Consider the following 24,491-nt stretch of genomic DNA (forward strand, 5'->3'; position numbering starts at 1 on the left):
GGAGGCCGATGAGTACGCCGGTGGACAAGCAACAGCCAGAACTTCGGCGGGTCATGGGTCCGGGGTTGTTGCTCCTGTTCATCGTCGGCGACATCCTCGGCACCGGCGTGTACGCGCTGACCGGCCAGGTTGCCGGTGAGGTCGGCGGTGCGGCCTGGCTGCCGTTTCTGCTGGCGTTCACCATCGCGACGATCACGGCGTTCTCCTACCTCGAGCTGGTGACGAAATATCCGCAGGCGGCGGGAGCAGCGCTGTACGCGCACAAGGCTTTCGGAGTTCAGTTCTTCACTTTCCTCGTCGCGTTCGTGGTGATGTGCTCCGGTATCACGTCCGCTTCCACCGCGTCACAAGCGTTCGCGGCCAACCTGATCAAGGGTTTCGGGCTGGATTGGGGCAAGGCCGGTGTCGCCGTCATCGCGCTGGCGTTCATGGCCGTCCTGGCCGCGATCAACCTGCGCGGCGTCAGCGAAAGCGTCAAGCTCAACGTCGGCCTGACCATCATCGAGATCACCGGACTGATGATGGTGATCTTCGTCGGGCTGTGGGCCTTCACCCAGGCCGGCGACTATGACTTCTCGCGTGTCGTCATGTTCGAAAGCAGCCAGGAGCGAAGCACATTCGTCGCGATCACCGCGGCGACGTCACTGGCCTTCTTCGCGATGGTCGGGTTCGAGGACTCGGTCAACATGGCCGAGGAGACCAAGGACCCGGTCCGGATCTTCCCGAAGGTCTTGTTGACCGGCTTGAGCATCGCGGGCGTGGTGTACATCGTGGTGTCGATCATCGCCGTCGCGTTGGTGCCCATCGGTGAACTGAAGGCAAGCGCCACACCGCTCGTCGCCGTGGTCGAGGCGGCCGCCCCCGGGCTTCCGATCGACGAACTGTTTCCGTTCATCACGATGTTCGCGGTGTCGAACACCGCGCTGATCAACATGCTGATGGCGAGCCGGCTGATCTACGGCATGGCTCGCCAGCATGTGTTGCCGCCGGTGCTCGGAGCGGTGCACCGAACACGCCACACTCCTTGGGTTGCAATCGTATTCACGACAGTCATCGCGTTCGGTCTGATCTTTTATGTCTCCGCGTTTGCGAGCAGCAAGGCGGTCTCGGTGCTCGGCGGCACGACGTCGCTGTTGCTGTTGGCGGTCTTCGCGATGGTCAACGTCGCGGTGCTGGTGTTGCGCCGCGACGTCCGTGAGGCCGGCCGGCACTTCAAAACGCCCACGGTGTTGCCCGTGATCGGGTTCATCACATCGCTGTATCTGGTGACGCCGCTGTCGGGGCGCCCGGGTTCGCAGTACCTGGTCGCCGGCGGCCTACTCGTGATCGGCGTCGTGCTGTTCGTGATCACCGTGGTGATCAACAAGCAGCTCGGCATCAAGGACGCCGGCATCACCGATCCGACCCAGCTGGCCGAACGGCCGGATTAGCCGCCCAGCTGCCTGCGGATCTCGGTGAGCTCGCGTTGTGCGCGTTCGATGAGAAGTTGAACCTGCTCGAGCCGCGGCAACACATCGTCGGGGTCATGGTGTGGCACCGCACGAGCCCGAGGAGCGGGCGCGAGCTCCGGTGGCAACGCCGGCGTGACGATGTAGCCGACTTCGCGGTCGCCGTAGATCGTGATGTCCTCGCGGCGCCGCTCGAAATACAGCGCGACGTACGCGCAGAGCACCGCGTCGACGGGATCTTCACAAGCGTTCAGCTGAAAGGCTCGAACCCCCGCCTCGATTCTCTTTCGAAGTTCAAGCCAGGCAGGACTGCTGCGCACGCGAAGCTGCGGCGTCGCGTCGTGCAACCCCTCGATCAGCTCCACCATCCTCAGCAGCTCGGACTTGCGCTTCTCGACATCCTTGGCGCGCCGCTTGTATTTGAGCGTCCTGCCGAGTTTGAACAGTGAGACCGTCGCTGCGTGCGGATAGACCTCGATCGCGCGACGAACACCGCGAGACTGCGGGTCGGGGTCGAGGCCGAGCCGCTCGCAGAGGACTTCGGCGCGGGGTGGATTGAAGAGCGGATTGCCCGTGTTCGAGGGCTGCGCGGTTGCTTCGAACGGCGCGAAATCCCGGTTGTACAAGGTCTCGCCGAGTCGGTAGCCGCTGGGATTCTTGACGATGAGGGGGGCGTCGATGGCCACGACGCAGGGACCGTCGACGTAGGGCGCGAGAGTCGCCGCGATCTCGTCGTCGCTGACCGCCGCGCCGACCTGCACGAGCCGTCCGTCTTCGTCGAGGACGGCTATCCCGGTTTGGTTCGCGTCCGCCCATGCGAGATCGAGCCCAACGAAGTACATGGGCGCTACTCTGCCTTACCCGTGCACCTACCCGCCGCCGTAAGCTGAGTGTTTGTGACGATCCCCAATGTGCTGGCCAATCGTTATGCCAGCGAGGACATGGTGGCCATCTGGTCGCCGGAGGCCAAGGTCGTCGCGGAGCGCCGGCTGTGGGTCGCCGTGCTGCGCGCCCAGGCGGAGTTGGGTGTCGACGTTCCGGCGACGGTGGTAGCGGACTACGAGCGGGTGCTCGAACACGTCGATCTGGCCTCGATCGCGGAGCGCGAGCGGGTGCTGCGCCACGACGTCAAGGCGCGCATCGAGGAGTTCAACGCGCTGGCGGGCCACGAGCACGTGCACAAGGGCATGACGAGCCGCGACCTCACCGAGAACGTGGAACAGTTGCAGATCCGCCGGTCCCTGGAGCTGGTGCATTCGCACGCCGTGGCGGTGGTGGCCCGCTTGGCCGAACGCGCCGTTCTGTATCGCGACCTCGTGATGGCCGGCCGCAGCCACAACGTCGCCGCGCAGGCGACCACCTTGGGCAAGCGATTCGCGTCGGCGGCCGAAGAGATGCTTATCGCGCTGCAGCGGCTGCGCTCGTTGATCGACCGATACCCGTTGCGCGGCATCAAGGGCCCGATGGGCACCGCTCAGGACATGCTCGACCTGTTCGACGGTGACGCGTCGCGCCTTGCGGATCTCGAGCGCCGAGTCGCCGAATTCCTCGGCTTCACAGACATTTTCACCAGCGTCGGGCAGGTGTACCCGCGTTCGCTGGACCACGACGTCGTCTCCTCGCTGGTGCAGGTGGGTGCGGGGCCGTCGTCCCTGGCGCACACCATCCGGCTGATGGCCGGCCACGAACTGGTCACCGAAGGCTTCGCACCCGGTCAGGTCGGATCATCGGCGATGCCGCACAAGATGAACACCCGCTCGTGCGAGCGGGTGAACGGATTGCAGGTGGTGCTGCGCGGTTACGCGGCCATGGCGGCCGAACTGGCTGGCGCGCAATGGAATGAGGGCGACGTGTTCTGCTCGGTGGTGCGCCGGGTGGCGCTGCCCGATGCATTCTTCGCCGTCGACGGGCAGATCGAAACCTTTCTGACGGTGCTCGACGAGTTCGGCGCCTACCCCGCGGTGATCCAGCGGGAACTGGACCGGTATCTACCGTTCCTGGCGACGACGCGGATCCTGATCGCCGCCGTCCGCGCCGGGGTCGGCCGCGAGACCGCCCACGAGGTGATCAAGGAGCACGCCGTCGCGGTGGCCTTGGCGATGCGGGAGAAGGGCTCCGAACCCGACCTGCTGGACCGATTGGCGGCCGATGCGCGGCTACCGCTGGACCGGCCCGCGCTGGATGCGGCGCTGGCCGACAAGCAGGCGTTCACCGGCGCTGCCGGCGATCAGGTGGACCGAATCGTCGAAGCAGTCGACGAATTGGTCAGCCGCTATCCCGAAGCCGCCAAATACACTTCGGGTGCCATCTTGTGACACTGGCCGCAATCGATTTCACCGATCTGGACAACTTCGCTTCCGGTTTCCCGCACGAGTTGTTCGCGGTGCATCGGCGCGAGGCGCCGGTGTATTGGCACCCGCCGACCGAGCACACTCCCGACGGCGAAGGATTCTGGTCTGTCGCCACCTACGCCGAAACGCTTGCGGTGTTGCGTGATCCACAAACTTTCTCGTCGGTGACCGGTGGTTCGCGGGCATACGGCGGCACGCTGCTGCAAGACCTGGCGATCGCCGGTCAGGTGCTCAACATGATGGACGACCCGCGACACGCGCAGATCCGCAGGCTCGTCAGCTCGGGTCTGACGCCACGAATGATCCGGCGGGTCGAGGACGATCTGCGGGCGCGGGCGCGGCGGCTGTTGGACTCTGTCGAGCCGGGGGAGCCCTTTGATTTCCTGGTCGACGTAGCCGCCGAGTTGCCGATGCAGATGATCTGCATTCTGTTGGGAGTTCCCGAGTCCGAACGTCATTGGTTGTTTCAGGCGATCGAGCCGCAGTTCGACTTCGGCGGTTCCCGTAAGGCATCCCTTGGACAGCTGTCGGCCGAGGAGGCCGGCTCGCGGATGTACACCTATGGCCAGGAGTTGATCGCCGCCAAACGCGCGTCGCCGACCGACGACATGCTGTCGGTGGTGGCGAACGCTTGCCTCGATGGCACCGCGGACGACGGCGCACTCTCTCCGGCCCTCCTTTCGGAAATCGAGTTGTATCTGTTCTTCAGCCTGCTGTTCAGCGCGGGCGCCGAGACGACCCGCAATGCGGTGGCCGGTGGGCTGCTGGCATTGATCGACAACCCTGATTCGCTCGCGGCTCTGCGTTCGGATCTGAATTCGTTGCCGCCGGCCGTCGAGGAGATGGTGCGCTGGACGTCGCCCTCACCATCGAAGCGGCGCACCGCGACCCGCGATGTGTCGTTGGGCGATTGCGAGATCGCGGCCGGTCAGAAGGTGCAGATCTGGGAGGGATCGGCCAACCGGGACGCGGCGGTCTTCACCGATCCGGATGTGTTCGACATCGAGCGTAAACCAAACCCGCATCTGGGGTTCGGGCACGGTGTGCACTACTGCCTCGGTGCCAACCTCGCGCGGCTGGAGCTTCGGGTGCTGTTCGAGGAACTGCTGACGCGGTTCTCCGTGGCCACGCTGGTCAAGCCCGTCGAGTGGACGCGCAGCAACCGGCACACCGGCATTCGGCACCTCGTGGTGGAGCTGCGGTGAGCGGCGGGCGGTGAGGCCCGACGCGTTCGCGTTCGTGATGGCGACCGGCATCGTGTCGATCGCCGCGACGGACCACGGCTTGGTCTACGTCAGCGACGGCCTGGCTGTGGTGGCCGTCGTCGGGCTCGTGGTTCTCATCGCGGCGGCGGGAGTTATGTGGCGCGGCCGGCCGCCGGATCTGTCGGATCCCGATGTCACATTCGGCTTGTTCACGTTCGTCGCGGCGTGCGCGGTCCTCGACAACAGGCTGACGTCGATATCGGCGGTGTTGTGGACGCTGGGCGTGTTGGCGGCGGTCGCCTGGCTGGTGTTGAGCGCGCTGACGGCGAGGAATCTCGCTGCCAGATCCTGGAAAGAGTTGCAGGAGCGTGCACGTGGCGCGTGGGAACTGGCCAGCGTCGGCACGTCCGGACTGGCGATCGTCGCAGTAGCGCTGGCGCATGACAGGGGCTCGCATGCCCTGCTGATGATCGGTGTGGCGATCTGGGCGGTGGCGATCGCGGTGTATGTGTTGATGACCGCGATGATCCTGGCGCGGGCGTTCGCCGCACGGCTGGATCCCAGTGGGTTCGAGCCGGACGCGTGGATACTGATGGGCGGGTTGGCCATTGCCACGTTGGCCGGAGATCACATCCACCGCGCGGGGTTCGACAACGTCCGCGCAGTGACGATCGCGACGTGGTGTGTGGCGTCGTTGTGGATCCTGCCGCTTCTCTACTTCGGCTTGCGACACATCCAGCGGGCCGAGGCCCGGCGTTTCGTCGCGGTGTGGTGGGCGATGGTGTTCCCGCTGGGCATGTACTCGACGGCCACCCACGCCATGGCCGTAGAGACCGGATGGCCTGTGCTGCCCGGCGTTTCGACGACCTTCTTCTGGATTGCGTTCGCTGCGTGGCTCATTGTGGCGGTCGCCGGGGCGTGGCGGTTGCGTGCCCGCCGCCACCTACCCTCGAGGCATGGACTCCGATGATGCGAACCTACGGATCTCTGACGACGACCGTGCTCACGTGAGACGACGACTCGAACGGGCGGTGGGCCAGGGCATGCTCACACTCGACGAGTTCAGCGAGCGGATCGACACTGTGCTGGCCGCGCGTACCCGCGGAGACCTCCGCACGGTGTTGGCTGATCTCCCAGATGTGGACGTCCTGCCACCGACGACGGCGGGGCCTGGCGATGGCTCGGTGTTGCGTGGCCGGATGTCGTCGGTCTCGCGGCGTGGGCGGTGGACGGTGCCGTCGCACCTGCGGGTGAACACCCGGATGTGTGACACCACGCTCGACTTCACCAACGCGGCGCTGCAGGGGCCGACCGTCGTGCTGGACATCGACGACTACTTCAGCTCGACAGAACTGATCCTGCCCGACGGCGCCACCGCCGACCTCGACGGTGTCGAGACGTTCGCCGGCAGCACGACCGTCAAGGTGCCCCGCGGGCCGCGGTCGGAGCGGTTGCATGTGGTGGTCCGCGGCCGGGTGCGGTTCGGATCGGTGACGGCGCGGTATTCATTCGGGCGGGTGTGGCGGCGCGTGCTCGGGTAGTGCGGTTCACTGTCCGGTCGCCGCGGCGATTTCGGCTTGCACGCGTTGCGGATACTCCGTCAGGTCGAGCCAGGTGAAGCGCAACACCTTCCAGCCGAGAAGCGATATCGCGTTCTGGCGCTTGCGGTCGATCTGGAACGCATCCGGGTCATGGTGGAATGCCCACCCGTCGACCTCGATGGCGACCTTCGCGTCGACGAACCCGACGTCGACCTTGTAACCGCCGAGGGGATAGTTCGTCTTCCAGCCGGTGAACCCGGCGTCGCGGAGGAGCTTGACCAGCAGTCGCTCGGCCTCCGAGCGGGCCCCGTCCTGGGCGGCCTGCAAGAGTCTGCGTGCTGGAGGCGAGCCGTGCCTGCCCTTGTTGCGTAGATGTGCCCGCCAGAGTTGAGCGAGTTCGACGTGGCGCTGGAGGGCGGCGTCCATCAGCTTGGCACCGCCGCCGCGCCGGACCGCGGCTTCGACGACCGTCAGCGGCAGCGCGGTGACGCGCAGGCCGTCGCGCTCGATCACGTCGTGCGGGTCGAGGTCACGTCGCCGCAGCCTGGTCTCCGGTTGATGTCGAAGTCGACTGTCTCGTGGAACGGTGACCTCGACGGTCCTCGGCGCGAATTGCGTCAGCCGGTGCCACCACGCCGCCGCCATGCCGCTCGCGCATGCCTGCGGACCGTAGGCCAGCACAGCGACGCGTACCCGAGCGGCGTCGGTGAATCGCCGATCGGCGACGAAGTACACGCCGCGAGCGCAGCGCAGCCAATGCCCCGACCGGATCCTGCGGTTGATCGCATCCTGGCTCAGCCCCACACGAAGCGCCTGAGTGCGGGTGAGTACGCCGTCCTGCCGGCACAGATAGTCGTCGAGCACTCTTTTTGGACGCGAGAACCGGCCCAACCGGTTCCATCCCGGGCGATTTGTGGAGCCGCACCGGCGCTCACCGCCGCCAAACCTCCACAAGTCGCGGGCGGCGGAGCCGCTGGCGGCGGAGCCGCTCAGACACGGAGTCGCGCGACACCTGCGGACCGCAGCTCCAGGGCGGCGAGACCGCGGATGGTCTCGGCGTCGTGCTCGCGCCACGCCCCGACGGGATCAGGGTGGATCGCCGCCAGCTTGGCCAGCGGCCGGTTGGCCAGCGCGCGCAGCGCCAGCAGTTGCTCGCCGGCGGGAGTGCGAGCCAGCGAGATCGCAATCCATTTCCGACGGAAGAACCGCAGCCGCAGATACAGCCACGGCATCGCGACGAACAGGATCGGCGGCGCGGCCACCGCCAGCGCCAGCACCCACGCCAACCATGACGCGGTGGTGTCGAGGCTTTGACCGGCCCCCGCGATATCGAGCGCCGCCTCGCTGGCCGCCCGCAGCGGCTTGCTGAGCGCATCGCCGACGAGCGGGAAGTCGTCGGTGCGGTCACCTGCGGTGTCGAGATTCTCGGACACCCCGTTGGCGCCGGTCTCGACTTGACGGCCCACCGCGGCGATCGTCGAGACGGCCGAGTGCACGGCCATGCCGACCGTCACCCACACGGTGGTCCAGGCCACCACGACGATGTCGCTGATCAGCTGGCCGAGGACACGCGACGGCGTGGTGGCATAGGGGATAAACCGCGAAGTCATGGCTGTAGATGCTGCCCGATAGGCTGGCCCGATGCGCCCCGCTCTGTCCGACTACGAACATCTGGCCAGCGGCAAGGTTCGCGAGCTGTACCGCGTGGACGACGAGACGCTGCTTTTCGTGGCCAGCGACCGCATCTCCGCCTACGACCACATCCTCGACTCGCAGATCCCCGACAAGGGCCGCATCCTGACCGCGATGAGCGTGTTCTTCTTCGACCTTCTCGACGCGCCCAACCACCTCGCCGGCCCACCCGACGACGAGCGCATCCCCGCCGAGGTGCTCGGCCGCGCGCTGGTCGTGCAGGAGCTGCAGATGCTGCCGGTCGAGGCGGTGGCCCGCGGCTACCTGACCGGTTCCGGGCTCATCGACTACCAGCAGACCGGCAAGGTGTGCGGTATCGCGCTGCCGGCAGGCCTGCGCGAGGCGAGCAAGTTCGCTGCTCCGCTGTTCACCCCGGCGACCAAAGCCGAACTGGGACAGCACGATGTGAACATCTCGTTCAACGAGGTGGTCGGGTTGCTCGGCGCGCAGCAGGCCGAGCAGGTACGCGATCGGACACTGAAGACCTACATCCAGGGCGCCGAGCACGCGTTGACCAAGGGCATCATCGTCGCCGACACCAAGTTCGAGTTCGGTGTGGACAAAGACGGCGAACTCCGACTGGCCGACGAGGTGTTCACGCCGGACTCGAGCCGATACTGGCGGGCCGACGACTGGAAAGAAGGTGTCGTGCAGCAGAGCTTCGACAAGCAGTTCGTCCGCAACTGGCTCACCGGGCCGGATTCCGGATGGGACCGTGCCGGCGATACCCCGCCGCCGCCCCTGCCGCCAGACGTCGTCGAAGCCACCAGGTCGCGTTACATCGAGGCGTACGAACGCATTTCGGGTCTCGACTTCAGCGATTGGATCGGCGCATGAGCGACGCTTGCGGAGCGGATCAACGGCGGATGAAGCCACCTGTCGCCAAACGCGTCGAGACGCGCCGCGAGCATCACGGCGACGTCTTCGTCGACCCGTATGAATGGCTACGCGACAAGAGCGATCCGGCGGTGACCGCACACCTCGAAGCGGAGAACGCCTACACCGAGCACGTCACCGAGCATCTGGCACCGCTGCGGCAGAACATCTTCGATGAGATCAAGGCACGCACCAAGGAGACCGACCTGTCGGTGCCGACCCGACGCGACGCCTGGTGGTACTACGGCCGTAGCTTCGAGGGCAAGCAGTACAGCGTGCACTGCCGTTGCCCGGTCGCCGATCCCGACGACTGGACGCCGCCGGTGCTCGACGAGAACACCGAGATCCCGGGCGAACAGGTGCTGCTCGACGAGAACGTCGAGGCCGAGGGCCACGACTTCTTCTCCCTGGGCGCCGCCTCGGTCAGCCTGGACGGCAACATCCTGGCGTACTCCGTCGACGTCAAGGGCGACGAGCGATACACGCTGAGGTTCAAGGATTTACGCACTGGCGCGCTGTACGACGACACGATCGTCGGAATCGGTCCGGGCGCGACGTGGGCGGCCGATAACCGCACCGTGTACTACTCGACGCTCGACGAAGCGTGGCGGCCCGACACGATCTGGCGGCACCGGCTGGGCGCGGGCCTGCCGGCACAACGCGTGTATCACGAACCCGACGAACGGTACTGGCTGGGCGTCGGCCGGACCCGCAGCGACAAGTACGTCATCATCGCCGCCGGTAGCGCCGTCACCTCCGAGGTGCGCTACGCCGACGCGACGGACCCCGACGCCGAGTTCACGGTCGTGTGGCCGCGCCGCGACTTCGTCGAGTACTCCGTCGAGCACGCCGTCGTGGGCGGTGAAGACCGGTTCCTCATCCTGCACAACGACGGTGCGGAGAACTTCACGCTCGTCGAGGCGCCGGTCGCCGAGCCCACCGTGGTTCGCACACTGATCGAGCACCGCGACGACGCCCGCCTGGATTCGGTGGACGCGTTCGAGAGGCACCTCGTCGTCAGCTACCGAAGCGAGGCGTTGCCGAAAATCCAGCTGTGGCCCATCTACCCCAATGGTGAATACGGCCATCCCGAGGACTTCACGTTCGAGTCCGAACTGACGTCGGCCGGGTTGAGCGTGAATCCGAACTGGAGCGCACCGAAACTGCGGATCGGCGCCACCTCGTACGTCATCCCGGTGCGCGTCTACGACGTCGACCTCGCCACCGGCGAACGGACGCTGCTGCGCGAACAGCCCGTGCTCGGCGACTACCGCCCCGAGGATTACGTCGAACGCCGCGATTGGGCCGTGGCGCCCGACGGCGCGCGGATTCCGATTTCGATCGTGCACAAGATCGGCCTGCAGTATCCGGCCCCGACGCTGCTCTACGGCTACGGCGCATACGAGGCCTGCGAGGATCCGCGCTTCTCGATCGCGCGGCTGTCGCTGCTCGAGCGGGGGATGGTGTTCGCGGTCGCCCACGTGCGCGGCGGCGGAGAGCTGGGTAGGCCGTGGTACGAGCACGGCAAGATGCTCGAGAAGAAGAACAGCTTCACCGACTTCATCACCGTGGCAAACCATCTCGTGCAGACCGATATCACCCGACCGGAGAACCTCGTCGCCTACGGGGGCAGTGCCGGCGGCCTGCTCGTCGGCGCCGTGGCCAATATGGCGCCGGAGCTGTTCGCGGGAATCCTCGCGGTGGTGCCGTTCGTCGACCCGCTCACCACGATCCTGGACCCGTCGCTTCCGCTCACGGTCACCGAATGGGACGAGTGGGGAAACCCCTTGGAGAACAAGGAAGTCTACGAGTACATGCAGTCGTACTCGCCGTATGAGAACGTGGCGGCCAAGCATTACCCGCCGATCCTGGCGATGACGTCGCTCAACGACACCCGGGTGTACTACGTCGAGCCCGCGAAATGGATTGCGGCACTGCGCCACACCAAGACCGACGACAATCCGGTGCTACTCAAGACCGAGATGAACGCCGGCCACGCCGGCATCAGCGGACGCTATGAACGCTGGAAGGAAACCGCGTTCCAGTACGCCTGGCTACTGGACGCTGCCAAGGCCGATCACGAGCGCCGCCCCTAGGCGCAATCTAGACACTGTCAAGATTTGTGGGTATGATGGCGGCATGAGCAGGCCCTCCTACCACCACGGCGACCTGAAGGCCGTCATCCTCGCGGAGGCGGCCGACCTGGTGGCCGAGCGTGGCGCCGACGGCATCTCGCTGCGCGAGCTGGCCCGCGTGGCGGGGGTGTCGCATGCGGCGCCCGCGCACCACTTCACCGACCGCCGTGGCCTGTTCACCGCGTTGGCGGCCCAGGGTTGGCGGAAGCTGGCCGCAGCCCTCGCCGACACGAGGCCGGATTTCCTCGACGCCGCGCTGGCATACGTGCGGTTCGCGCTCGACAACCCGGGGCACTACGCGGTGATGTTCGACCGGTCACTTGTCGACCCGGCCAACCCCGAGTTGGTGGCGGCTCAGGATGCTGCGGGCACCGAGCTGGCCCAGGGCGTCGGGACCCTTGACGATCCGCGCGCCACCGAGGACCCACAAGCCGCTGCGCTGGCGGCATGGTCACTGGTGCACGGGTTTTCGCTGCTGTGGCTCAACAAAACCATCGACGTCGACGACGATCCGGTGGCGACAGTGCACCGGGTGGCGGGCATGCTGTTCAAGAACGGGTAACGTGCGGGCATGACCGACACACCGCTGACCGACATCGCTGTCACCACCCTCGACGGCCGCGACACCACGTTGGGCGAACTGGCCGACGGCGCCGCGCTGGTGGTCAACGTCGCTTCGAAATGCGGTCTGACGCCGCAGTACACCGCGCTCGAGCAGTTGGCCAAGGACTATCGCGACCGCGGGCTGACCGTGATCGGCGTGCCGTGCAACCAGTTCATGGGTCAGGAGCCGGGCAGCGCCGAAGAGATTCGGGAATTCTGCTCGACCACTTACGGAGTGACATTCCCGCTGCTGGCCAAGACCGACGTCAACGGCGCCGACCGGCATCCGCTGTACACCGAGTTGACCAAGACGCCCGATGACAGCGGCGAGGCCGGCGACATCCAGTGGAACTTCGAGAAGTTTCTGCTCGCGCCGGGCGGAACGGTGGCCAAGCGGTTCCGTCCCCGCACCGAGCCCGATTCTCCCGAGGTGATCGCGGCCATCGAGGACGTTCTGCCGCGCTAGCACGCGATCGTCATGTGCCGTCAGCCTGTCGTAAACCGTTGCGACACCTGACGTTGCCATACTGGCCGCGTGGCTGGACAACTGATCGTCTCCGTCTCCGGGATCAGCGATCGCACGATGCCCGAGGTCGCGGAGTTCTGCGCGCAACTCGACGTGCGCGGTGTGCCGGTCTCATTGCTGGTGGCGCCGAGGATCAAGGGCGGCTACCGGCTCGACGACGACGCCGCCACGGTGGGATGGCTGGCACGCAGGCGCGATGCACGCGACGCGATCGTGCTGCACGGCTTCGACGAGGCTGCCACCAAGAATCGGCGCTCAGAGTTCGCGACGTTGCCGGCACACGAGGCGAATCTGCGGTTGATGGCCGCCGACCGCGTGATGGAGCACATGGGTTTGCGCACGCGGCTGTTCGCGGCGCCAGGTTGGACGGTGTCGCAGGGGACACTCACGGCATTGCCACGCAACGGCTTCCGACTCCTCGCCGGACTCACCGAGATCGCCGATCTGGCCCGCGGGACGGCGGTACGTTCGCGGGTCCTCGGCATCGGTGAAGGCTTCCTCAGCGAGCCGTGGTGGTGCCGGACACTGGTGCTGTCCGCAGAGCGCATCGCACGACGAGGCGGGTTGGTTCGGGTGGCCGTCGCCGCCCGGCACCTGCGCAGGCCGGGGCCGCGGCGGGCGATGCTCGACGCCGTCGACCTCGCGCTCATGCACCGGTGCGTGCCCGGTGTCTACGAATGGCGGCCGTACCGCGCATTGACAGACGCCGCGTAGCGTCCGCCCGCTAACGTGGCGACATGGCAGATGCTGACGTCATCGTCGTCGGGGCCGGGCTTGCAGGTCTGGTGGCGGCATGCGAACTCGTCGAACAGGGCCGCCGCGTACTGATCGTCGACCAGGAGAGCGCCAACAACATCGGCGGCCAGGCGTTCTGGTCGTTCGGCGGCCTGTTCTTCGTCGACAGCCCCGAGCAGCGGCGGCTGGGCATCAGGGACAGTCACGAGTTGGCGCTGCAGGACTGGCTGGGCTCCGCGGGATTCGACCGCCCGGAGGATCACTGGCCCCGCCAATGGGCGCACGCCTACGTGGATTTCGCGGCCGGCGAAAAGCGCGGCTGGCTGCGCGAGCGTGGCCTGCAGACGTTCCCGATCGTCGGGTGGGCCGAGCGTGGTGGATACGACGCCCGCGGGCACGGCAACTCGGTGCCACGGTTTCACATCACCTGGGGCACCGGCCCGGCGATCGTCGACATCTTCGCGCGTCGGCTGACCGGACGCGTCCGGTTCGCGCATCGGCATCGCGTGGACGAGCTGATCGTCGAGAACGGCGCGGTCGTCGGTGTGCGGGGAGCAGTGCTCGAGCCCACTGACGCGCCGCGCGGTGTCGCGTCGTCACGAAAAGCTGTTGCAGAGTTCGAGTTCCGCGCTCAGGCGGTTGTCGTCGCGAGTGGCGGCATCGGAGGAAACCACGACCTGGTGCGGCAGAACTGGCCGAAGCGGATGGGCCGGGTGCCCGAACAATTGCTGTCCGGCGTCCCCGCGCACGTGGACGGTCGCATGATCGGCATCACCGAGGCGGCCGGGGCGCGGGTGATCAACAGCGACCGGATGTGGCATTACACCGAGGGCATCACCAACTATGACCCGATCTGGCCGTTGCACGGGATCCGGATCCTCCCCGGGCCGTCGTCGTTGTGGTTGGACGCCAACGGCAACCGCCTGCCGTCGCCGCTGTATCCCGGATTCGACACACTCGGCACGCTGGAACACATCGCGCGGACCGGGCAGGACTACACGTGGTTCATCCTCAATGCGCGGATCATCGCCAAGGAGTTCGCGCTTTCGGGTCAGGAGCAGAACCCGGACCTCACCGGCCGCAGCGTCCGCGATGTCTTGTCGCGGGTGCGTGCCGGGGCGCCGAAGCCGGTGCAGGCGTTCGTCGATCGCGGGGTCGACTTCGTCAGTGCTGATTCCCTGCGCGAGTTGGTTTCTGCGATGAACGCCGTCCCTGAAGTCCAACGCCTGGACTACGCGACGGTGCAGGCCGAGGTCACCGCTCGTGACCGGGAGGTCGCGAACAAGTTCACCAAGGACTTCCAGATCGCCTCGATCCGGGTGGCCCGCAACTATCTCGGCGACCGGGTGAGTCGCGTCGTCGCGCCGCACCGGTTGACCGATCCGAAAGCCGGTCCGCTGATCGCGGTGAAACTGCACATCCTGACGCGAAAGTCGCTGGGTGGCTTGGAAACCGACCTCGACGCGCGGGTGCTGCGACCCGACGGCAGCGTGTTCGAGGGCTTGTTCGCCGCCGGGGAGGCCGCGGGTTTCGGCGGCGGCGGCGTGCACGGCTACCGGTCGCTGGAGGGCACCTTCCTCGGTGGCTGCATCTTCTCCGGCCGGGCCGCCGGCCGCGCGGCGGCGCGCGACACCGCTTAGCTGCGCTAGAAAGCCGTGCCGTTCTCCGGTTCGAGCACCTGAAAGTCGGTGTCCGTCATCTCCGAGAGCCTGCCGTAGAAGATGCCGCGAGCGCTGGGGTCGATGATCCCCTGGTGGATGGGCACCGCATGCGTCGGCGCCACGGCGCGTAGATAATCCACCGCCTCGGAGATCTTCATCCATGGCGCGGCGGCGGGCGTCGCGAGCACCTCGACCGGTTCGCCCGGAGTGAACAGCGCGTCGCCGGGGTGCATCAAGCGGGCACGATGCGAGCCGTCGCCGATCAGATACGAGATGTTGTCGATCACCGGGATCTCCGGGTGGATCACCGCGTGCTTGCCGCCGACGCCGCGGACCGTGAGGTGGTCGATGGTGAGCTCGTCGCCGACGTTGACCGCGCGCCACGGATCGCCGAGTTGCGCGGCGGTCTGCGGGTCGGCGTACAGCGCGGCCTGCGGATTGGCGTCGAGCAGGGCCGGCAATCGTTCGGTGTCGGCGTGGTCGGGATGCTGATGGGTGATCAGGATCGCCGACAGCCCCGTGATGCCCTCGAAACCGTGCGAGAACGTTCCAGGGTCGAAAAGAATCGTCGTTTCGCCGCCCGATTCACCCTTGAAATTCGCGAGTAAGCATGAATGTCCGAAATGCGTCAATTCCATGCCTATATTGTGGCGGCGCTGGCCGTGTTCAGGGGGTACTTGAGTCGTGCGATTGCTGCTGGCAGTGGCCCTCGCGGCGTTCGGGGTGGCGATCACACCTATCCCGCCGGCGGCCGCCGTCCCGGGCATCTGCCCGCCGATCTGCGACGCGATTCCCGATTCGGCCTGGGCGGTGTCCAGCGAGCTTCCGTTGTACTCGGTGTACCGCTGGCCTGGCCTGGCCGGCTTGGCGGTCAGCGCGCGCTCGCCGCGGTTCATGTTCGAGGAACTCTGCAGCAGCCCGCCGGTGCCCGGCGACCCGCGCGACTATGTGGTCGCGGCCAGGGCGGAGGTCGGCAATCCGGCTGGTCAGTGGCAACTACGGGCGCAGGTACTGCACTGGCGCGGAGACATCGCGCACAACGATCCGCTCACGCGGTCGGTGCTCGACACGGCGCGACACAGGCTGCGGACCTGCCAGTTGACGGCTCCGCTGGTGTCGCCGTCGATCACCACGACGGACCCGGAGCGGATGGCCGCCGTGATCAGCGTGGCCGGCCAGAAGGTGGTGCACCAGTACCTGCTCGCGCACCCGACTAGCGGCACGATCGTCGAACTGGCGATGTGGTCGACGCTGCCCGTGCAGGTGCCCTGGGACGCAGTGCCCGACGCCCGGGTTCTCGACGCGCTGACGGCTCCGCTCTGCAATGCCTACCTCGGTTCGTGCCGGTGACTCGCGCAAGCCGAAGCCGCCGGTACAGTTGACGCGTGGCAAGGGTGGTGGTGCACGTGATGCCCAAGGCCGAGATCCTCGACCCGCAGGGGCAGGCGATCGTCGGCGCGCTGGGCAGACTCGGCTTCGGCGGCGTCTCAGATGTGCGGCAGGGCAAGCGCTTTGAGCTCGAGGTCGATGACAGCATCGATGACGACACCCTCGCTGAGATCGCGGAATCGCTGTTGGCGAACACCGTGATCGAGGACTGGAGCGTGAGCCGGGAACCGGCGGGGAACGAGTCATGACCGCGCGTGTGGGCGTCATCACATTTCCCGGCACCCTCGATGACGTCGACGCCGCGCGAGCCGTTCGGTTGGCCGGCGCCGAAGCCGTTCCGCTCTGGCATGCCGACGCCGACCTGAAGAGCGTCGACGCAGTGGTGGTGCCCGGCGGGTTCTCCTACGGGGATTATCTGCGGGCCGGGGCGATCGCGAAGTTCGCGCCCGTGATGGGCGAAGTGGTGCGCGCCGCCGAGCAAGGCATGCCGGTGTTGGGTATTTGCAACGGTTTTCAAGTCCTGTGCGAGTCGGGCTTGCTACCGGGCGCGTTGACCCGCAATGTCGGCCTGCACTTCGTCTGCCGCGACATCTGGCTGGAAGTGGCGTCGAACTCCTCGGCGTGGACATCGCGTTACGAGCAGGGCGCCGACCTGCTGATCCCCCTGAAATCCGGCGAGGGGCGCTACGTGGCCAGCGACAAGGTGCTCGACGAGCTGGAAGGCGAGGGGCGTGTGGTGTTCCGCTATCGCGAGAACCCCAACGGATCGCAACGCAACATCGCGGGCATCAGCTCTGCCGACGGACGCGTCGTCGGCCTGATGCCGCATCCCGAGCACGCGACCGAGGCGCTCACCGGACCGTCCGACGACGGGCTCGGCTTGTTCTACTCCGCGCTGGACGGCGTGCTGAGCGCCTGAGCGAAGCGTCACCCTTTTCTCCGCGAGCGTGCGTGTTTGCACACGACACGCCGCGCTTTTGCAGCACTTTCTGCACGCTCGCCGGCTCCAGAGGGTGCCGATTTTGGTGCGCGGACTGCCCCTCAGGCGGTGTTAGGTTCGATCCGTGTTGACCCGTGCTGAAGATACGACTCCTGGCAACAGACGAACTTCGGGTGCCAAGTGCTAGTCGATCCGGAAGTCTTGCGTGCATTCGCCGCGCAAGTGGGCGCCGTCGCGGCGACGATCAACGGACTCGACGTCGGCTCGACGGCCACGACGTCGGCCGACGGCCTACCGGGCTCGGAGACGCAGTGGGCCGCCCGCCAGATCGGGTCCCACCTGGGTATCGCGGCCGCCGACATCGCCAACGACATTCGTGCCATGGGTATAGCGGTGCGCGGCGCGGGCGATCGCTACGAAGTCGAGGACAGCACCCTGGCGGACACGTTCAAGCGGCTGTTCTGACGTGTTGCCCTCCCGTTCGCGGCTACAGAGCTGGAACCCCGAGTCGCTGCTGTCGGCCGCCTCGACGCTCCGAAATGCCGGCGGGTCGATATACCACGGGGTGCTGGCCCTCGACGATCGGATCGACCGGATGCCCGAGGCCAGAGGGTGGGCCGGCGAGGCGCACAACGCCGCAGCAGACATGTTCCGGCGGGCCACCTCTCGTTCGTCGACGTTCAAGAACTACGCCGACGCATTCGCCGGCGCGCTGGAAGGCGGCAGCGCGTCGATCGGCAGTGCTCGAAGGACGTTGCTTGCCACGGCCGACGACATCGACAGCGGTCCGCTGAACGTCACCGACCAGTGGGTCGTGATGATCGACCCCGCCGAGATGTCGGCGCAGAAGGCAGCCGAACTGCAGATGCAGGCGCAAGCTGCGCAGACTGAGGTCAACGAGCTTCTTCTCGAGTTGGATAGTGCCGACGAGCGGACCCTGCAGCAGTTGGTGTTGGCCCGGCTCGAACACGGAAAGGTATTCGAGGGCCTCGTCTTCGGTCCGCCCGGTCCGGTGCCACCGGTCCCGGGTGACGATGTGCCCAATCCGAAAGATCCGGCGGGCAGACAGTTTCAGGAGGCCGCCCTCGCGCAGGATATGGCGACGACGATCCGCGATGTCGAGGAGACGGTCGACGAACACGGAAACCGGATCACAACGCTCACCATGCTGGATGGCAGCACTCAGGTCACCACGGAGTACATCGACCAAGGTCTGCCCAGCGAGCAGGTCTACGCCGCCGGGACGGTCAAGCTCGTGCACACGGACAAGAACGGGAATTTCGTGTCGGAGACGATGACAACTCCTCGGGAGGACGGGGGTTCGCTGACCGAAGTGTGGTATGCCGATGGAACGAAGTTGACCATGTCCGAAACCGCTGACGGAGTCCGCACCGGCAGTTGTTGGACACCGGGCCGCGGGGAAGCGATCCTGCCGGACTCATTCTTCAACGATCCGGTTCCGACGCTGGCCGGCGGGGTGCTGTCGGGACTTGAAGTCAAAGCGGGTCAGGGGATTCCGAAGCTGAGCGCCGATGTCCTCGAAGGACTGAAGGGCGGCGCGAAATTCGGTGGTCCCGCGGTGGGTATCGCGTCGATGGCGTACAACATCGTGTCGGCGGAGACGCTGCATGAGAAATGTGTCGCTGCTTGGTCTGGCGGAGTCGGGTTAGCCGGCGGCCTGGCGACGACGATCGCGGTGGGAGCCGTCCCTGGAGTTGGACCCCTAGCCGCGATGGGCATCAGCACGGGGAGCGGCTTCCTCTTCGGATATGTGGGAGAGTTGGTCGGGAATGTGTTGTGCCCGCCGTGAAGTCGTCGGTTGCTGTTGCGTTTTTGTCGGTCGTTCTCGGCGCGTTCGGGCTTCTCAGCGCCGCCTGGGTGTTTGTGTCTCTCTCGCGCACTGCGTATTTGACGGCGATCGTGGCTCTCGGAGGTGCCGTCTTCTCCTTCGGAATGATTGCGATGCTGTTGACGGTTGCGTCACGCCGAGTCGTGCCGCGTGCGGAATGGCACCAGGGCGGAGTCACCTTTCGACCCGATCGCAGAGTCGACACGCTTCTTGTGATCTCGTCGCTCGCAGGATTCTTCGCGATGGCGCTCTACGCCATCTTCGCGCCGCTGGGGATGCTGGATATTCGGGCTCCCCGGGGCAACAGTCAATACATCGTGATTGCCTGCGCTGCAGGTGCTCTGGTGGGAGTGTTCGCGATTCGCCACATGCTCGTGCAACGAGGTAGCAGTCTTCTGCGGATGACCGTCGCCGGACTCGAAACGGGAAATACCATGACAACCGTCCGCCGGTCCTGGGACGAAGTGGCGGACATCGCTGACCGGCCGGCCAATGGGCGTCATGGCACCGGGGCCGCGTACATCGTCACCGCCGACGGTCGGGTTCGAGCGCACCCGACTGACTGGTACACGCCCGGCGGGCAGGCTCTTCGCGAGTTGATGCGCTTCTACTGGCGGCACCCTGAACGCCGATCGGAGCTCGCCGATGGCACGGCTTTGAAGCGCCTGCAAGGGGATCCACCTGATCGCTAGCGGGCGCCTGGCTTCGCTATTCGGCAGCGAGCCTGACGAGCTTTCGTCCTTGGTTGACGACGTATACGTTGCCGTCATTGTCGACTGTGATGTGGGTCGGGCTCTGGAGGCCGGTGAACGGTAGTGTGGCCCATCCGCCTCCGCCGGCGGGCATGCGTGAGACGGTGTTCGCTTTCACGTTGGTCGCATACAGATTGCCGGCAGTGTCGACGGCTAGGCCACCGACGTGGTCGGGCGCACCTTCGACCGGCTCAGCCGTCTTCGCGTTCTTCGCTATCTTCACGAGCTCACCCATGGTGAACACGAACAGGTTGTCTTCGGCGTCGATCGCCACGTGTCCTGCCCCGTTGATCCCGGCTACGGGCAGCTCGGTGGGGCTGTCCGCACCGGGGACGAATTTCAACAGCTTGTTCTGCTTGTTGTCGCCGAGATAGATTGTGCCGTCAGTCGCCACCGCGATATCGCTGTAATTTTGCAGCTTGGGGAAGGGTAGCCGCTTCGGTTCCGTGGATCCGGGTGAGACGGTCTCGACGAGACCGTCGAGAGTGACGAAGTACAGCGTGCCGTCCGGAGCAACGGCGGACGTTGAGGCTGTCGGATAACCACTGAGCTTCAACGGGGTCGGGCGAACTGCTCCTGGTGCCAGAGTGGAGATTCCGGTGGCGCCACCCAAATAGAGGACGTTCTTACCGTCGACGCTTAACGACGTAATGCCCATCGTGACAAGCGGAAACGTACTTTGCGTGCCCGTCTGCAGGTGTGCATCTGGCGGCCGGGACGAGAGCGCAGAGTTCGTGCACGCAGCCGCCATCACAACGATGGCGGCTATGCCGAGGAGGAATCTGACCACGCCACCATGCCGCCGCGGACCCTGCTTGACGGTCTTCACGAGACCCCGCGCACCCGTCGTCGACAAGCAAGGGTTTGCGTTTTCGATCTCCACGCTGGGAATCGTAGCGGCCTGCTTGTTTTGGGTTGTACACCGCTGATGCGTGAGCGCACGTTCACATCCCCGCCAGCGTGCACAATATGCTGAAATCCCGCGGCGTGTCGTGTGCAAACACGCACGCTCGCGGAAACAAAGGGGAACGTCAGGGCGTCAGCGCGACCGAGGCTTCCGCGGTATAGCACAGGAACGTCAGCGTCTCCTCGAGATACAGCTGCACGGTTCCTGCGTCGTGCGACAGGTAGCCGATCGACACGTCGGTGCCCAGCTGCAGGTCAAAATCGCCTCCGCGCGTTGACAATACGAACGCGCCGTCGATAGCAGGGGCCCAGATGATGTCGCCGTCAACGAGCCGGTGGAGGTGCTCGCGGATCGGATAGCCGTGCTGGGTGGTCTCGCTAACCTTGGTGTACACCTCGGCCGACAGCAGCACCGAGTACGGGCCGTCGACGCCGGAGAGCCGCAGCTCGGACAGCGCCTGAGAGATGACGTCGGGGATGTCGCGCTCGTCGTCGGGCAACGCCAGCGCGGTGTTGGAACTGCACGCCCTGATGCCTTCGATGGACGCCGCCTCGTAGCCCTCGAAGATCGCCCGGTCCTCGGCGAACGCCAATTTCATGGCGGCGTCCTTGACCGGATCCCAATCCGAATCTTGCGAGCCCCGCTCGACGTCGTCGATCGCAGTGCGGGACACCGTGAACGGCACCCGCAGCCGTACCAACGGTTTGGCTTCGCGCAGGTGCGCGATCACGCCGTCGCCGGGAGGCGCGACGTCGCGCAGATGCCCCGTGCTGATCGCCGCGGCGGCCGGCCCGCCGGGCTCGCTGACGTCGACCACCCGCCGGCCGGCGATGTGCCGTTTGAACGTGCGGCTGGCCTCCAATTCTATTTCCGCCCAAGCGGCTTCGGTGACCGGTGCCAGATCGCGGTACAGGTTGTTCATCAACGGGTTCCTTTCAAGCTGCCGATGCCGAGTGAGCCTTCGTATTCGACGGGAGTCACCGAGGCCGCCGGCCCTGCGTCGGAGGCGACCGAATCAGGCAGTGGCGGAGGGTCGTCGAGGAAGTCGACGGTCGGGGTGAAGAACATGCCGCCCGTCAGGGCGGTCGAGAAGTCGAGGATGCGATCGGTGTTGCCCGGCGGGTCGCCGATGAACATGTTGTCCAGCATCCGTTCGGTGACCGCGGCGCTGCGCGAATACCCGATGAAGTAGGTGCCGAACTCGCCCTTTCCGATCTCGCCGAACGGCATGTTGTGCCGCACGATCTTCAGTTCGTTGCCGCCGTCGTCCTCGATCACGTTCAGTGCGACATGGGAATTGGCCGGCTTGACCGCATCGTCGAGTTCGATGTCGTCGAGTTTGGTGCGGCCGATCACCCGCTCCTGTTCCTCGACCGACAGCGAGTTCCACGCGGTCATGTCGTGCACATACTTCTGGACGTGCACATAACAGCCGCCCGCGAAATCGGGGTCCTCCTCGCGGATCTGGGTTGCCGAGCGTGCGAGCGGACCATCCGGGTTCTCGGTCCCGTCGACGAAGCCCATCAGGTCGCGGTTGTCGAAGAATCTGAAGCCGTGCGTCTCGTCGACGATGGTGATCGCTCCGTCCATCGCCTCGATCAGCTTGGTGGCGAGCTCGAAGCAGACGTCCATCGATTCGGCCCGGATATGGAACAGCAGATCGCCCTCGGTCGCCGGGGCGTGGTGGCGCCCGCCGCGGATCTCGGTGAAGGGATGCAACTCGGCCGGTCGAGGTCCGCTGAACAGCCGGTCCCAGGCATCGGAGCCGATCGACGTGACCGCCGACAGCCGTTTGGCCGGATCGCGGAAACCAATGGCCCGCACCAGGCCCGAGACCTCCGCCAACGCGTCGTGAACGGTCTCTTCCCGGCCGGCGACGATGGTCGCCACCAGGAAGACGGCCGCGGGCGTCAACGGTTCGAGCACCGGCTGCGGCTGGATTTCGGGCACAACTGGACCCTAGCGCCAATGATCTTGAATCACCCGTAAAGATGAACAGATGGCAGCCAGCCCCCAGAGCCTGTGTGAGTTCATCGACGCGTCGCCCTCGCCGTACCACGTCTGCGAGACCGCCGCGGACCGGCTGCGCTCGGCGGGCTTCCGCGAACTCTCCGAAGCCGACCCCTGGCCGTCGTCCGGGGGCCGGTTCTTCACCGTGCGTGCCGGCTCCCTGGTCGCCTGGCACACGGATGCAGAGCGCCGGGCCGCACCGTTTCGCATCGTCGGCGCGCACACCGACAGCCCGAACCTGCGGGTCAAACAGCACCCTGACCGGTACCTCTCGGGATGGCGGGTGGTCGCGCTTCAGCCGTACGGCGGCGCGTGGCTGAACTCGTGGCTGGACCGCGACCTCGGCGTCAGCGGCCGGCTCTCGGTACGCACCGGCAACACGATCGAGCACCAACTCATCCGGATAGACGAACCGATCCTGCGCGTGCCGCAACTGGCCATCCACCTGGCCGAGGACCGCAAGGCCGTCGAGCTGAACCCGCAGCGCCACGTCAATGCGGTGTGGGGTGTCGGTGACGGGCCCGAATCATTCCTGGATTACGTCGCTGAGCACGCCGGCGTGCCTGCCGGCGACGTGCTGGGCGCCGATCTGATGACCCACGACCTCACGCCGTCACGGCTGGTCGGCGCGGGCGGCAAGCTGGTCAGCGCGCCCCGGCTGGACAACCAGGCGACCTGCTACGCCGGGCTCGAAGCGTTCTTGGCCGCCGAACCGCGCGGATATCTGCCGGTGCTGGTGCTTTTCGACCACGAGGAGGTCGGCTCGCAGTCCGACCACGGCGCCCAGTCCGATCTGCTGGCGACGGTGCTGGAGCGCATCACGCTGGGCGAGGGCGGCGGGCGCGAGGAGTTTCTGCGCCGGTTGCCGGACTCGATGGTGGCCTCCGGCGACATGGCGCACGCGACCCATCCCAACTATCCCGAGCGACACGAACCGGGGCACCTCATCGAGGTCAACGCGGGCCCGGTGCTCAAGGTGCAGCCGAACCTGCGCTACGCCACCGACGGCCGCACCGCCGCGGCGTTCGCGCTCGCCTGCGCACAGGCCGGGGTCCCGCTGCAGCGCTACGAGCACCGCGCGGATCTGCCGTGCGGGTCGACGGTCGGGCCGATGACCGCGGCCCGCACCGGCATCCCGACCGTCGATGTGGGCGCACCGCAGCTGGCCATGCATTCGGCCCGGGAGGTGATGGGCGCCGATGACGTCACGGCCTACGCCGCGGCGTTGACGGCGTTCTTGTCACCGCAGTGATCTAGGGTCGGCACCATGACGCTGAAGGTCGAAATGATCACGCTGGACTGCGAGGATCCCGACGAGCTGGCCCGGTGGTGGGCAGAGGCGGTCGACGGCGAAGTAACGCCTTTTGCACCAGGTGAATTCGTCACGGTGACGCGCGCCGACGGGCCGATTCTGGGCTTTCAGCGAGTGCCCGATCCGACGCCGGGCAAGAACAAGCTCCACATCGATTTCACGGCCACCGATGTGGAGGGGGAGGTCAAGCGCTTGGTGGGGCTTGGCGCCCACGAAACCGGCCGACACAGCTTCGGGGAGGAGTTCAACTGGGTGGTGCTGGCCGATCCCGCGGGCAACGCGTTCTGTATCGCCGCGGCAGGCTGACGCCAGGTCAGCCGAGTCGCTGCGCGAGCAGTTGCTTGGCCATTTCGGCGCCCTTGCGGCTGTCGGCTTGGGCCTTCTGGAACAACTCCACCACCGCGTTGTCGCCGTCGCGCTTGGCGTCTTCGATGTAGGTCTCCATCTTCAGCGCGTTCTCGAGGCACTGCTCGGTGTACCAGATCAGGTTGTAGTTCTTGTCCTTGGTTCCGGTTACCTGGCCGGTGTGGGCGGTTGTGGTCATGGGTCACCTTCCTTC

Annotated in this window: 27 protein-coding genes; 19 read left to right on the forward strand and 8 right to left on the reverse strand. The window is 66.3% G+C overall.

Features of this window, described 5'->3' with window-relative positions; all coding sequences use genetic code 11:
- The first annotated feature begins 8 nt into the window (after positions 1–8).
- Positions 9–1,430: an APC family permease gene (locus tag G6N18_RS19580; protein WP_083006212.1), complete on the forward strand. Its 1,422-nt coding sequence runs from the start codon at positions 9–11 to the stop codon at positions 1,428–1,430.
- On the opposite strand, the gene G6N18_RS19585 is transcribed toward G6N18_RS19580, so the two are convergent.
- Positions 1,427–2,290 (reverse strand): DUF429 domain-containing protein, encoded by an 864-nt coding sequence (locus G6N18_RS19585; RefSeq protein ID WP_083006213.1) that lies wholly within the window; start codon positions 2,288–2,290, stop codon positions 1,427–1,429. The two genes, G6N18_RS19580 and G6N18_RS19585, sit on opposite strands and share 4 nt — an antisense overlap.
- A gap of 54 nt (positions 2,291–2,344) precedes the next feature.
- On the opposite strand from G6N18_RS19585, the gene purB reads away from it, so the two are divergent.
- The 4 genes from purB to G6N18_RS19605 are packed head-to-tail and all read left to right on the forward strand — an operon-like array spanning position 2,345 to position 6,545.
- Positions 2,345–3,763, forward strand: coding sequence for an adenylosuccinate lyase (gene purB, locus G6N18_RS19590; RefSeq protein WP_083006215.1), 1,419 nt, complete (start codon positions 2,345–2,347; stop codon positions 3,761–3,763).
- Positions 3,760–5,004 (forward strand): cytochrome P450, encoded by a 1,245-nt coding sequence (locus tag G6N18_RS19595; protein ID WP_083006217.1) that lies wholly within the window; start codon positions 3,760–3,762, stop codon positions 5,002–5,004. The genes purB and G6N18_RS19595 overlap by 4 nt, the downstream gene beginning before the upstream one ends.
- A 10-nt stretch (positions 5,005–5,014) precedes the next feature.
- Entirely contained in the window at positions 5,015–5,974 is a 960-nt protein-coding gene (locus G6N18_RS19600) for a tellurite resistance/C4-dicarboxylate transporter family protein (RefSeq protein WP_234806247.1), read from the forward strand.
- Positions 5,961–6,545 (forward strand): DUF1707 SHOCT-like domain-containing protein, encoded by a 585-nt coding sequence (locus G6N18_RS19605; protein WP_083006219.1) that lies wholly within the window; start codon positions 5,961–5,963, stop codon positions 6,543–6,545. The genes G6N18_RS19600 and G6N18_RS19605 overlap by 14 nt, the downstream gene beginning before the upstream one ends.
- Before the next feature lie 6 nt (positions 6,546–6,551).
- Here the strand turns inward: G6N18_RS19605 and G6N18_RS19610 are convergent, their stop codons facing one another.
- The gene (locus G6N18_RS19610) at positions 6,552–7,409 is read right to left on the reverse strand and encodes a type IV toxin-antitoxin system AbiEi family antitoxin domain-containing protein (protein ID WP_083006221.1); all 858 of its coding nucleotides are present in this window, start codon (positions 7,407–7,409) and stop codon (positions 6,552–6,554) included.
- Positions 7,410–7,534: 125 nt separating this feature from the next.
- Positions 7,535–8,155, reverse strand: a complete 621-nt coding sequence (locus tag G6N18_RS19615) for a hypothetical protein (protein ID WP_083006223.1) — start codon at positions 8,153–8,155, stop codon at positions 7,535–7,537.
- A 31-nt stretch (positions 8,156–8,186) separates the two neighbouring features.
- Between G6N18_RS19615 and G6N18_RS19620 the strand changes: the two genes are divergently transcribed.
- From G6N18_RS19620 to G6N18_RS19645, 6 genes are all read left to right on the forward strand, one after another.
- Positions 8,187–9,074, forward strand: coding sequence for a phosphoribosylaminoimidazolesuccinocarboxamide synthase (locus G6N18_RS19620; protein ID WP_083006225.1), 888 nt, complete (start codon positions 8,187–8,189; stop codon positions 9,072–9,074).
- A gap of 29 nt (positions 9,075–9,103) precedes the next feature.
- Positions 9,104–11,209 carry a S9 family peptidase gene (locus G6N18_RS19625; RefSeq protein ID WP_083006227.1) on the forward strand — a complete coding sequence of 702 codons (2,106 nt, stop codon included), beginning with the start codon at positions 9,104–9,106 and terminating at the stop codon, positions 11,207–11,209.
- 43 nt (positions 11,210–11,252) lie between these two features.
- On the forward strand, positions 11,253–11,810 hold the full coding sequence (locus tag G6N18_RS19630) for a TetR/AcrR family transcriptional regulator (RefSeq protein WP_083006229.1): 558 nt from the start codon (positions 11,253–11,255) through the stop codon (positions 11,808–11,810).
- A gap of 9 nt (positions 11,811–11,819) precedes the next feature.
- Positions 11,820–12,317, forward strand: a complete 498-nt coding sequence (locus G6N18_RS19635; protein WP_083006231.1) for a glutathione peroxidase — start codon at positions 11,820–11,822, stop codon at positions 12,315–12,317.
- Between the two features lie 69 nt (positions 12,318–12,386).
- Complete coding sequence (locus G6N18_RS19640) at positions 12,387–13,091, forward strand: DUF2334 domain-containing protein (RefSeq protein WP_083006233.1); 705 nt, start codon at positions 12,387–12,389, stop codon at positions 13,089–13,091.
- 23 nt (positions 13,092–13,114) lie between these two features.
- Positions 13,115–14,752 carry an FAD-binding dehydrogenase gene (locus G6N18_RS19645; protein WP_083006235.1) on the forward strand — a complete coding sequence of 546 codons (1,638 nt, stop codon included), beginning with the start codon at positions 13,115–13,117 and terminating at the stop codon, positions 14,750–14,752.
- A 5-nt stretch (positions 14,753–14,757) separates the two neighbouring features.
- Here the strand turns inward: G6N18_RS19645 and G6N18_RS19650 are convergent, their stop codons facing one another.
- Positions 14,758–15,411, reverse strand: coding sequence for an MBL fold metallo-hydrolase (locus tag G6N18_RS19650; RefSeq protein WP_083006237.1), 654 nt, complete (start codon positions 15,409–15,411; stop codon positions 14,758–14,760).
- A 46-nt stretch (positions 15,412–15,457) separates the two neighbouring features.
- Between G6N18_RS19650 and G6N18_RS19655 the strand changes: the two genes are divergently transcribed.
- The 6 genes from G6N18_RS19655 (at position 15,458) to G6N18_RS19680 (ending at position 19,643) form a co-directional block, all read left to right on the forward strand.
- On the forward strand, positions 15,458–16,123 hold the full coding sequence (locus tag G6N18_RS19655) for an ATPase (protein WP_067218088.1): 666 nt from the start codon (positions 15,458–15,460) through the stop codon (positions 16,121–16,123).
- Positions 16,124–16,158: 35 nt separating this feature from the next.
- Positions 16,159–16,410 carry a phosphoribosylformylglycinamidine synthase subunit PurS gene (purS, locus tag G6N18_RS19660; protein WP_083006238.1) on the forward strand — a complete coding sequence of 84 codons (252 nt, stop codon included), beginning with the start codon at positions 16,159–16,161 and terminating at the stop codon, positions 16,408–16,410.
- Complete coding sequence (purQ, locus tag G6N18_RS19665; RefSeq protein ID WP_067218095.1) at positions 16,407–17,081, forward strand: phosphoribosylformylglycinamidine synthase subunit PurQ; 675 nt, start codon at positions 16,407–16,409, stop codon at positions 17,079–17,081. The genes purS and purQ overlap by 4 nt, the downstream gene beginning before the upstream one ends.
- Before the next feature lie 201 nt (positions 17,082–17,282).
- A complete protein-coding gene (locus G6N18_RS19670) occupies positions 17,283–17,567 on the forward strand; it encodes a type VII secretion target (protein ID WP_067218099.1) in 285 nt (94 codons plus the stop codon).
- Positions 17,568–17,571: 4 nt separating this feature from the next.
- Positions 17,572–18,912, forward strand: coding sequence for a hypothetical protein (locus tag G6N18_RS19675; RefSeq protein ID WP_163689922.1), 1,341 nt, complete (start codon positions 17,572–17,574; stop codon positions 18,910–18,912).
- Complete coding sequence (locus G6N18_RS19680; RefSeq protein ID WP_083006242.1) at positions 18,900–19,643, forward strand: hypothetical protein; 744 nt, start codon at positions 18,900–18,902, stop codon at positions 19,641–19,643. The genes G6N18_RS19675 and G6N18_RS19680 overlap by 13 nt, the downstream gene beginning before the upstream one ends.
- A 16-nt stretch (positions 19,644–19,659) precedes the next feature.
- Here the strand turns inward: G6N18_RS19680 and G6N18_RS19685 are convergent, their stop codons facing one another.
- The 3 genes from G6N18_RS19685 to G6N18_RS19695 all read right to left on the reverse strand — a co-directional run bounded on the left by G6N18_RS19685 (position 19,660) and on the right by G6N18_RS19695 (position 22,560).
- Positions 19,660–20,586: an NHL repeat-containing protein gene (locus G6N18_RS19685; RefSeq protein WP_133052481.1), complete on the reverse strand. Its 927-nt coding sequence runs from the start codon at positions 20,584–20,586 to the stop codon at positions 19,660–19,662.
- A gap of 148 nt (positions 20,587–20,734) precedes the next feature.
- Complete coding sequence (locus tag G6N18_RS19690; RefSeq protein ID WP_083006246.1) at positions 20,735–21,532, reverse strand: family 1 encapsulin nanocompartment shell protein; 798 nt, start codon at positions 21,530–21,532, stop codon at positions 20,735–20,737.
- Complete coding sequence (locus tag G6N18_RS19695; protein WP_083006248.1) at positions 21,532–22,560, reverse strand: Dyp-type peroxidase; 1,029 nt, start codon at positions 22,558–22,560, stop codon at positions 21,532–21,534. Before G6N18_RS19695 ends, G6N18_RS19690 begins: the two co-directional genes overlap by 1 nt.
- A 49-nt stretch (positions 22,561–22,609) precedes the next feature.
- Between G6N18_RS19695 and G6N18_RS19700 the strand changes: the two genes are divergently transcribed.
- Both G6N18_RS19700 and G6N18_RS19705 read left to right on the forward strand, forming a co-directional pair.
- Positions 22,610–23,872, forward strand: coding sequence for a M18 family aminopeptidase (locus tag G6N18_RS19700; protein ID WP_083006251.1), 1,263 nt, complete (start codon positions 22,610–22,612; stop codon positions 23,870–23,872).
- A gap of 15 nt (positions 23,873–23,887) precedes the next feature.
- The gene (locus G6N18_RS19705) at positions 23,888–24,238 is read left to right on the forward strand and encodes a VOC family protein (protein ID WP_083006253.1); all 351 of its coding nucleotides are present in this window, start codon (positions 23,888–23,890) and stop codon (positions 24,236–24,238) included.
- Between the two features lie 7 nt (positions 24,239–24,245).
- On the opposite strand, the gene G6N18_RS19710 is transcribed toward G6N18_RS19705, so the two are convergent.
- Positions 24,246–24,476, reverse strand: coding sequence for a hypothetical protein (locus tag G6N18_RS19710; RefSeq protein ID WP_083006255.1), 231 nt, complete (start codon positions 24,474–24,476; stop codon positions 24,246–24,248).
- Positions 24,477–24,491: the final 15 nt, after the last annotated feature.

Origin of the sequence: Mycolicibacterium celeriflavum, from assembly GCF_010731795.1 — a bacterium.
In the GTDB taxonomy this organism is placed as follows: Bacteria; Actinomycetota; Actinomycetes; order Mycobacteriales; family Mycobacteriaceae; genus Mycobacterium; species Mycobacterium celeriflavum.

Bases quoted from the DNA above. Each gene is read 5' to 3' on its own strand.
- G6N18_RS19580 (WP_083006212.1), top strand. From the start codon at position 9: ATGAGTACGCCGGTGGACAAGCAACAGCCAGAACTTCGGCGGGTCATG.
- G6N18_RS19585 (WP_083006213.1), bottom strand. From the start codon at position 2,290: ATGTACTTCGTTGGGCTCGATCTCGCATGGGCGGACGCGAACCAAACC.
- G6N18_RS19605 (WP_083006219.1), top strand. From the start codon at position 5,961: ATGGACTCCGATGATGCGAACCTACGGATCTCTGACGACGACCGTGCT.
- G6N18_RS19615 (WP_083006223.1), bottom strand. From the start codon at position 8,155: ATGACTTCGCGGTTTATCCCCTATGCCACCACGCCGTCGCGTGTCCTC.
- G6N18_RS19620 (WP_083006225.1), top strand. From the start codon at position 8,187: ATGCGCCCCGCTCTGTCCGACTACGAACATCTGGCCAGCGGCAAGGTT.
- G6N18_RS19625 (WP_083006227.1), top strand. From the start codon at position 9,104: ATGAAGCCACCTGTCGCCAAACGCGTCGAGACGCGCCGCGAGCATCAC.
- G6N18_RS19630 (WP_083006229.1), top strand. From the start codon at position 11,253: ATGAGCAGGCCCTCCTACCACCACGGCGACCTGAAGGCCGTCATCCTC.
- G6N18_RS19635 (WP_083006231.1), top strand. From the start codon at position 11,820: ATGACCGACACACCGCTGACCGACATCGCTGTCACCACCCTCGACGGC.
- G6N18_RS19645 (WP_083006235.1), top strand. From the start codon at position 13,115: ATGGCAGATGCTGACGTCATCGTCGTCGGGGCCGGGCTTGCAGGTCTG.
- G6N18_RS19650 (WP_083006237.1), bottom strand. From the start codon at position 15,411: ATGGAATTGACGCATTTCGGACATTCATGCTTACTCGCGAATTTCAAG.
- purQ (WP_067218095.1), top strand. From the start codon at position 16,407: ATGACCGCGCGTGTGGGCGTCATCACATTTCCCGGCACCCTCGATGAC.
- G6N18_RS19690 (WP_083006246.1), bottom strand. From the start codon at position 21,532: ATGAACAACCTGTACCGCGATCTGGCACCGGTCACCGAAGCCGCTTGG.
- G6N18_RS19700 (WP_083006251.1), top strand. From the start codon at position 22,610: ATGGCAGCCAGCCCCCAGAGCCTGTGTGAGTTCATCGACGCGTCGCCC.
- G6N18_RS19705 (WP_083006253.1), top strand. From the start codon at position 23,888: ATGACGCTGAAGGTCGAAATGATCACGCTGGACTGCGAGGATCCCGAC.
- G6N18_RS19710 (WP_083006255.1), bottom strand. From the start codon at position 24,476: ATGACCACAACCGCCCACACCGGCCAGGTAACCGGAACCAAGGACAAG.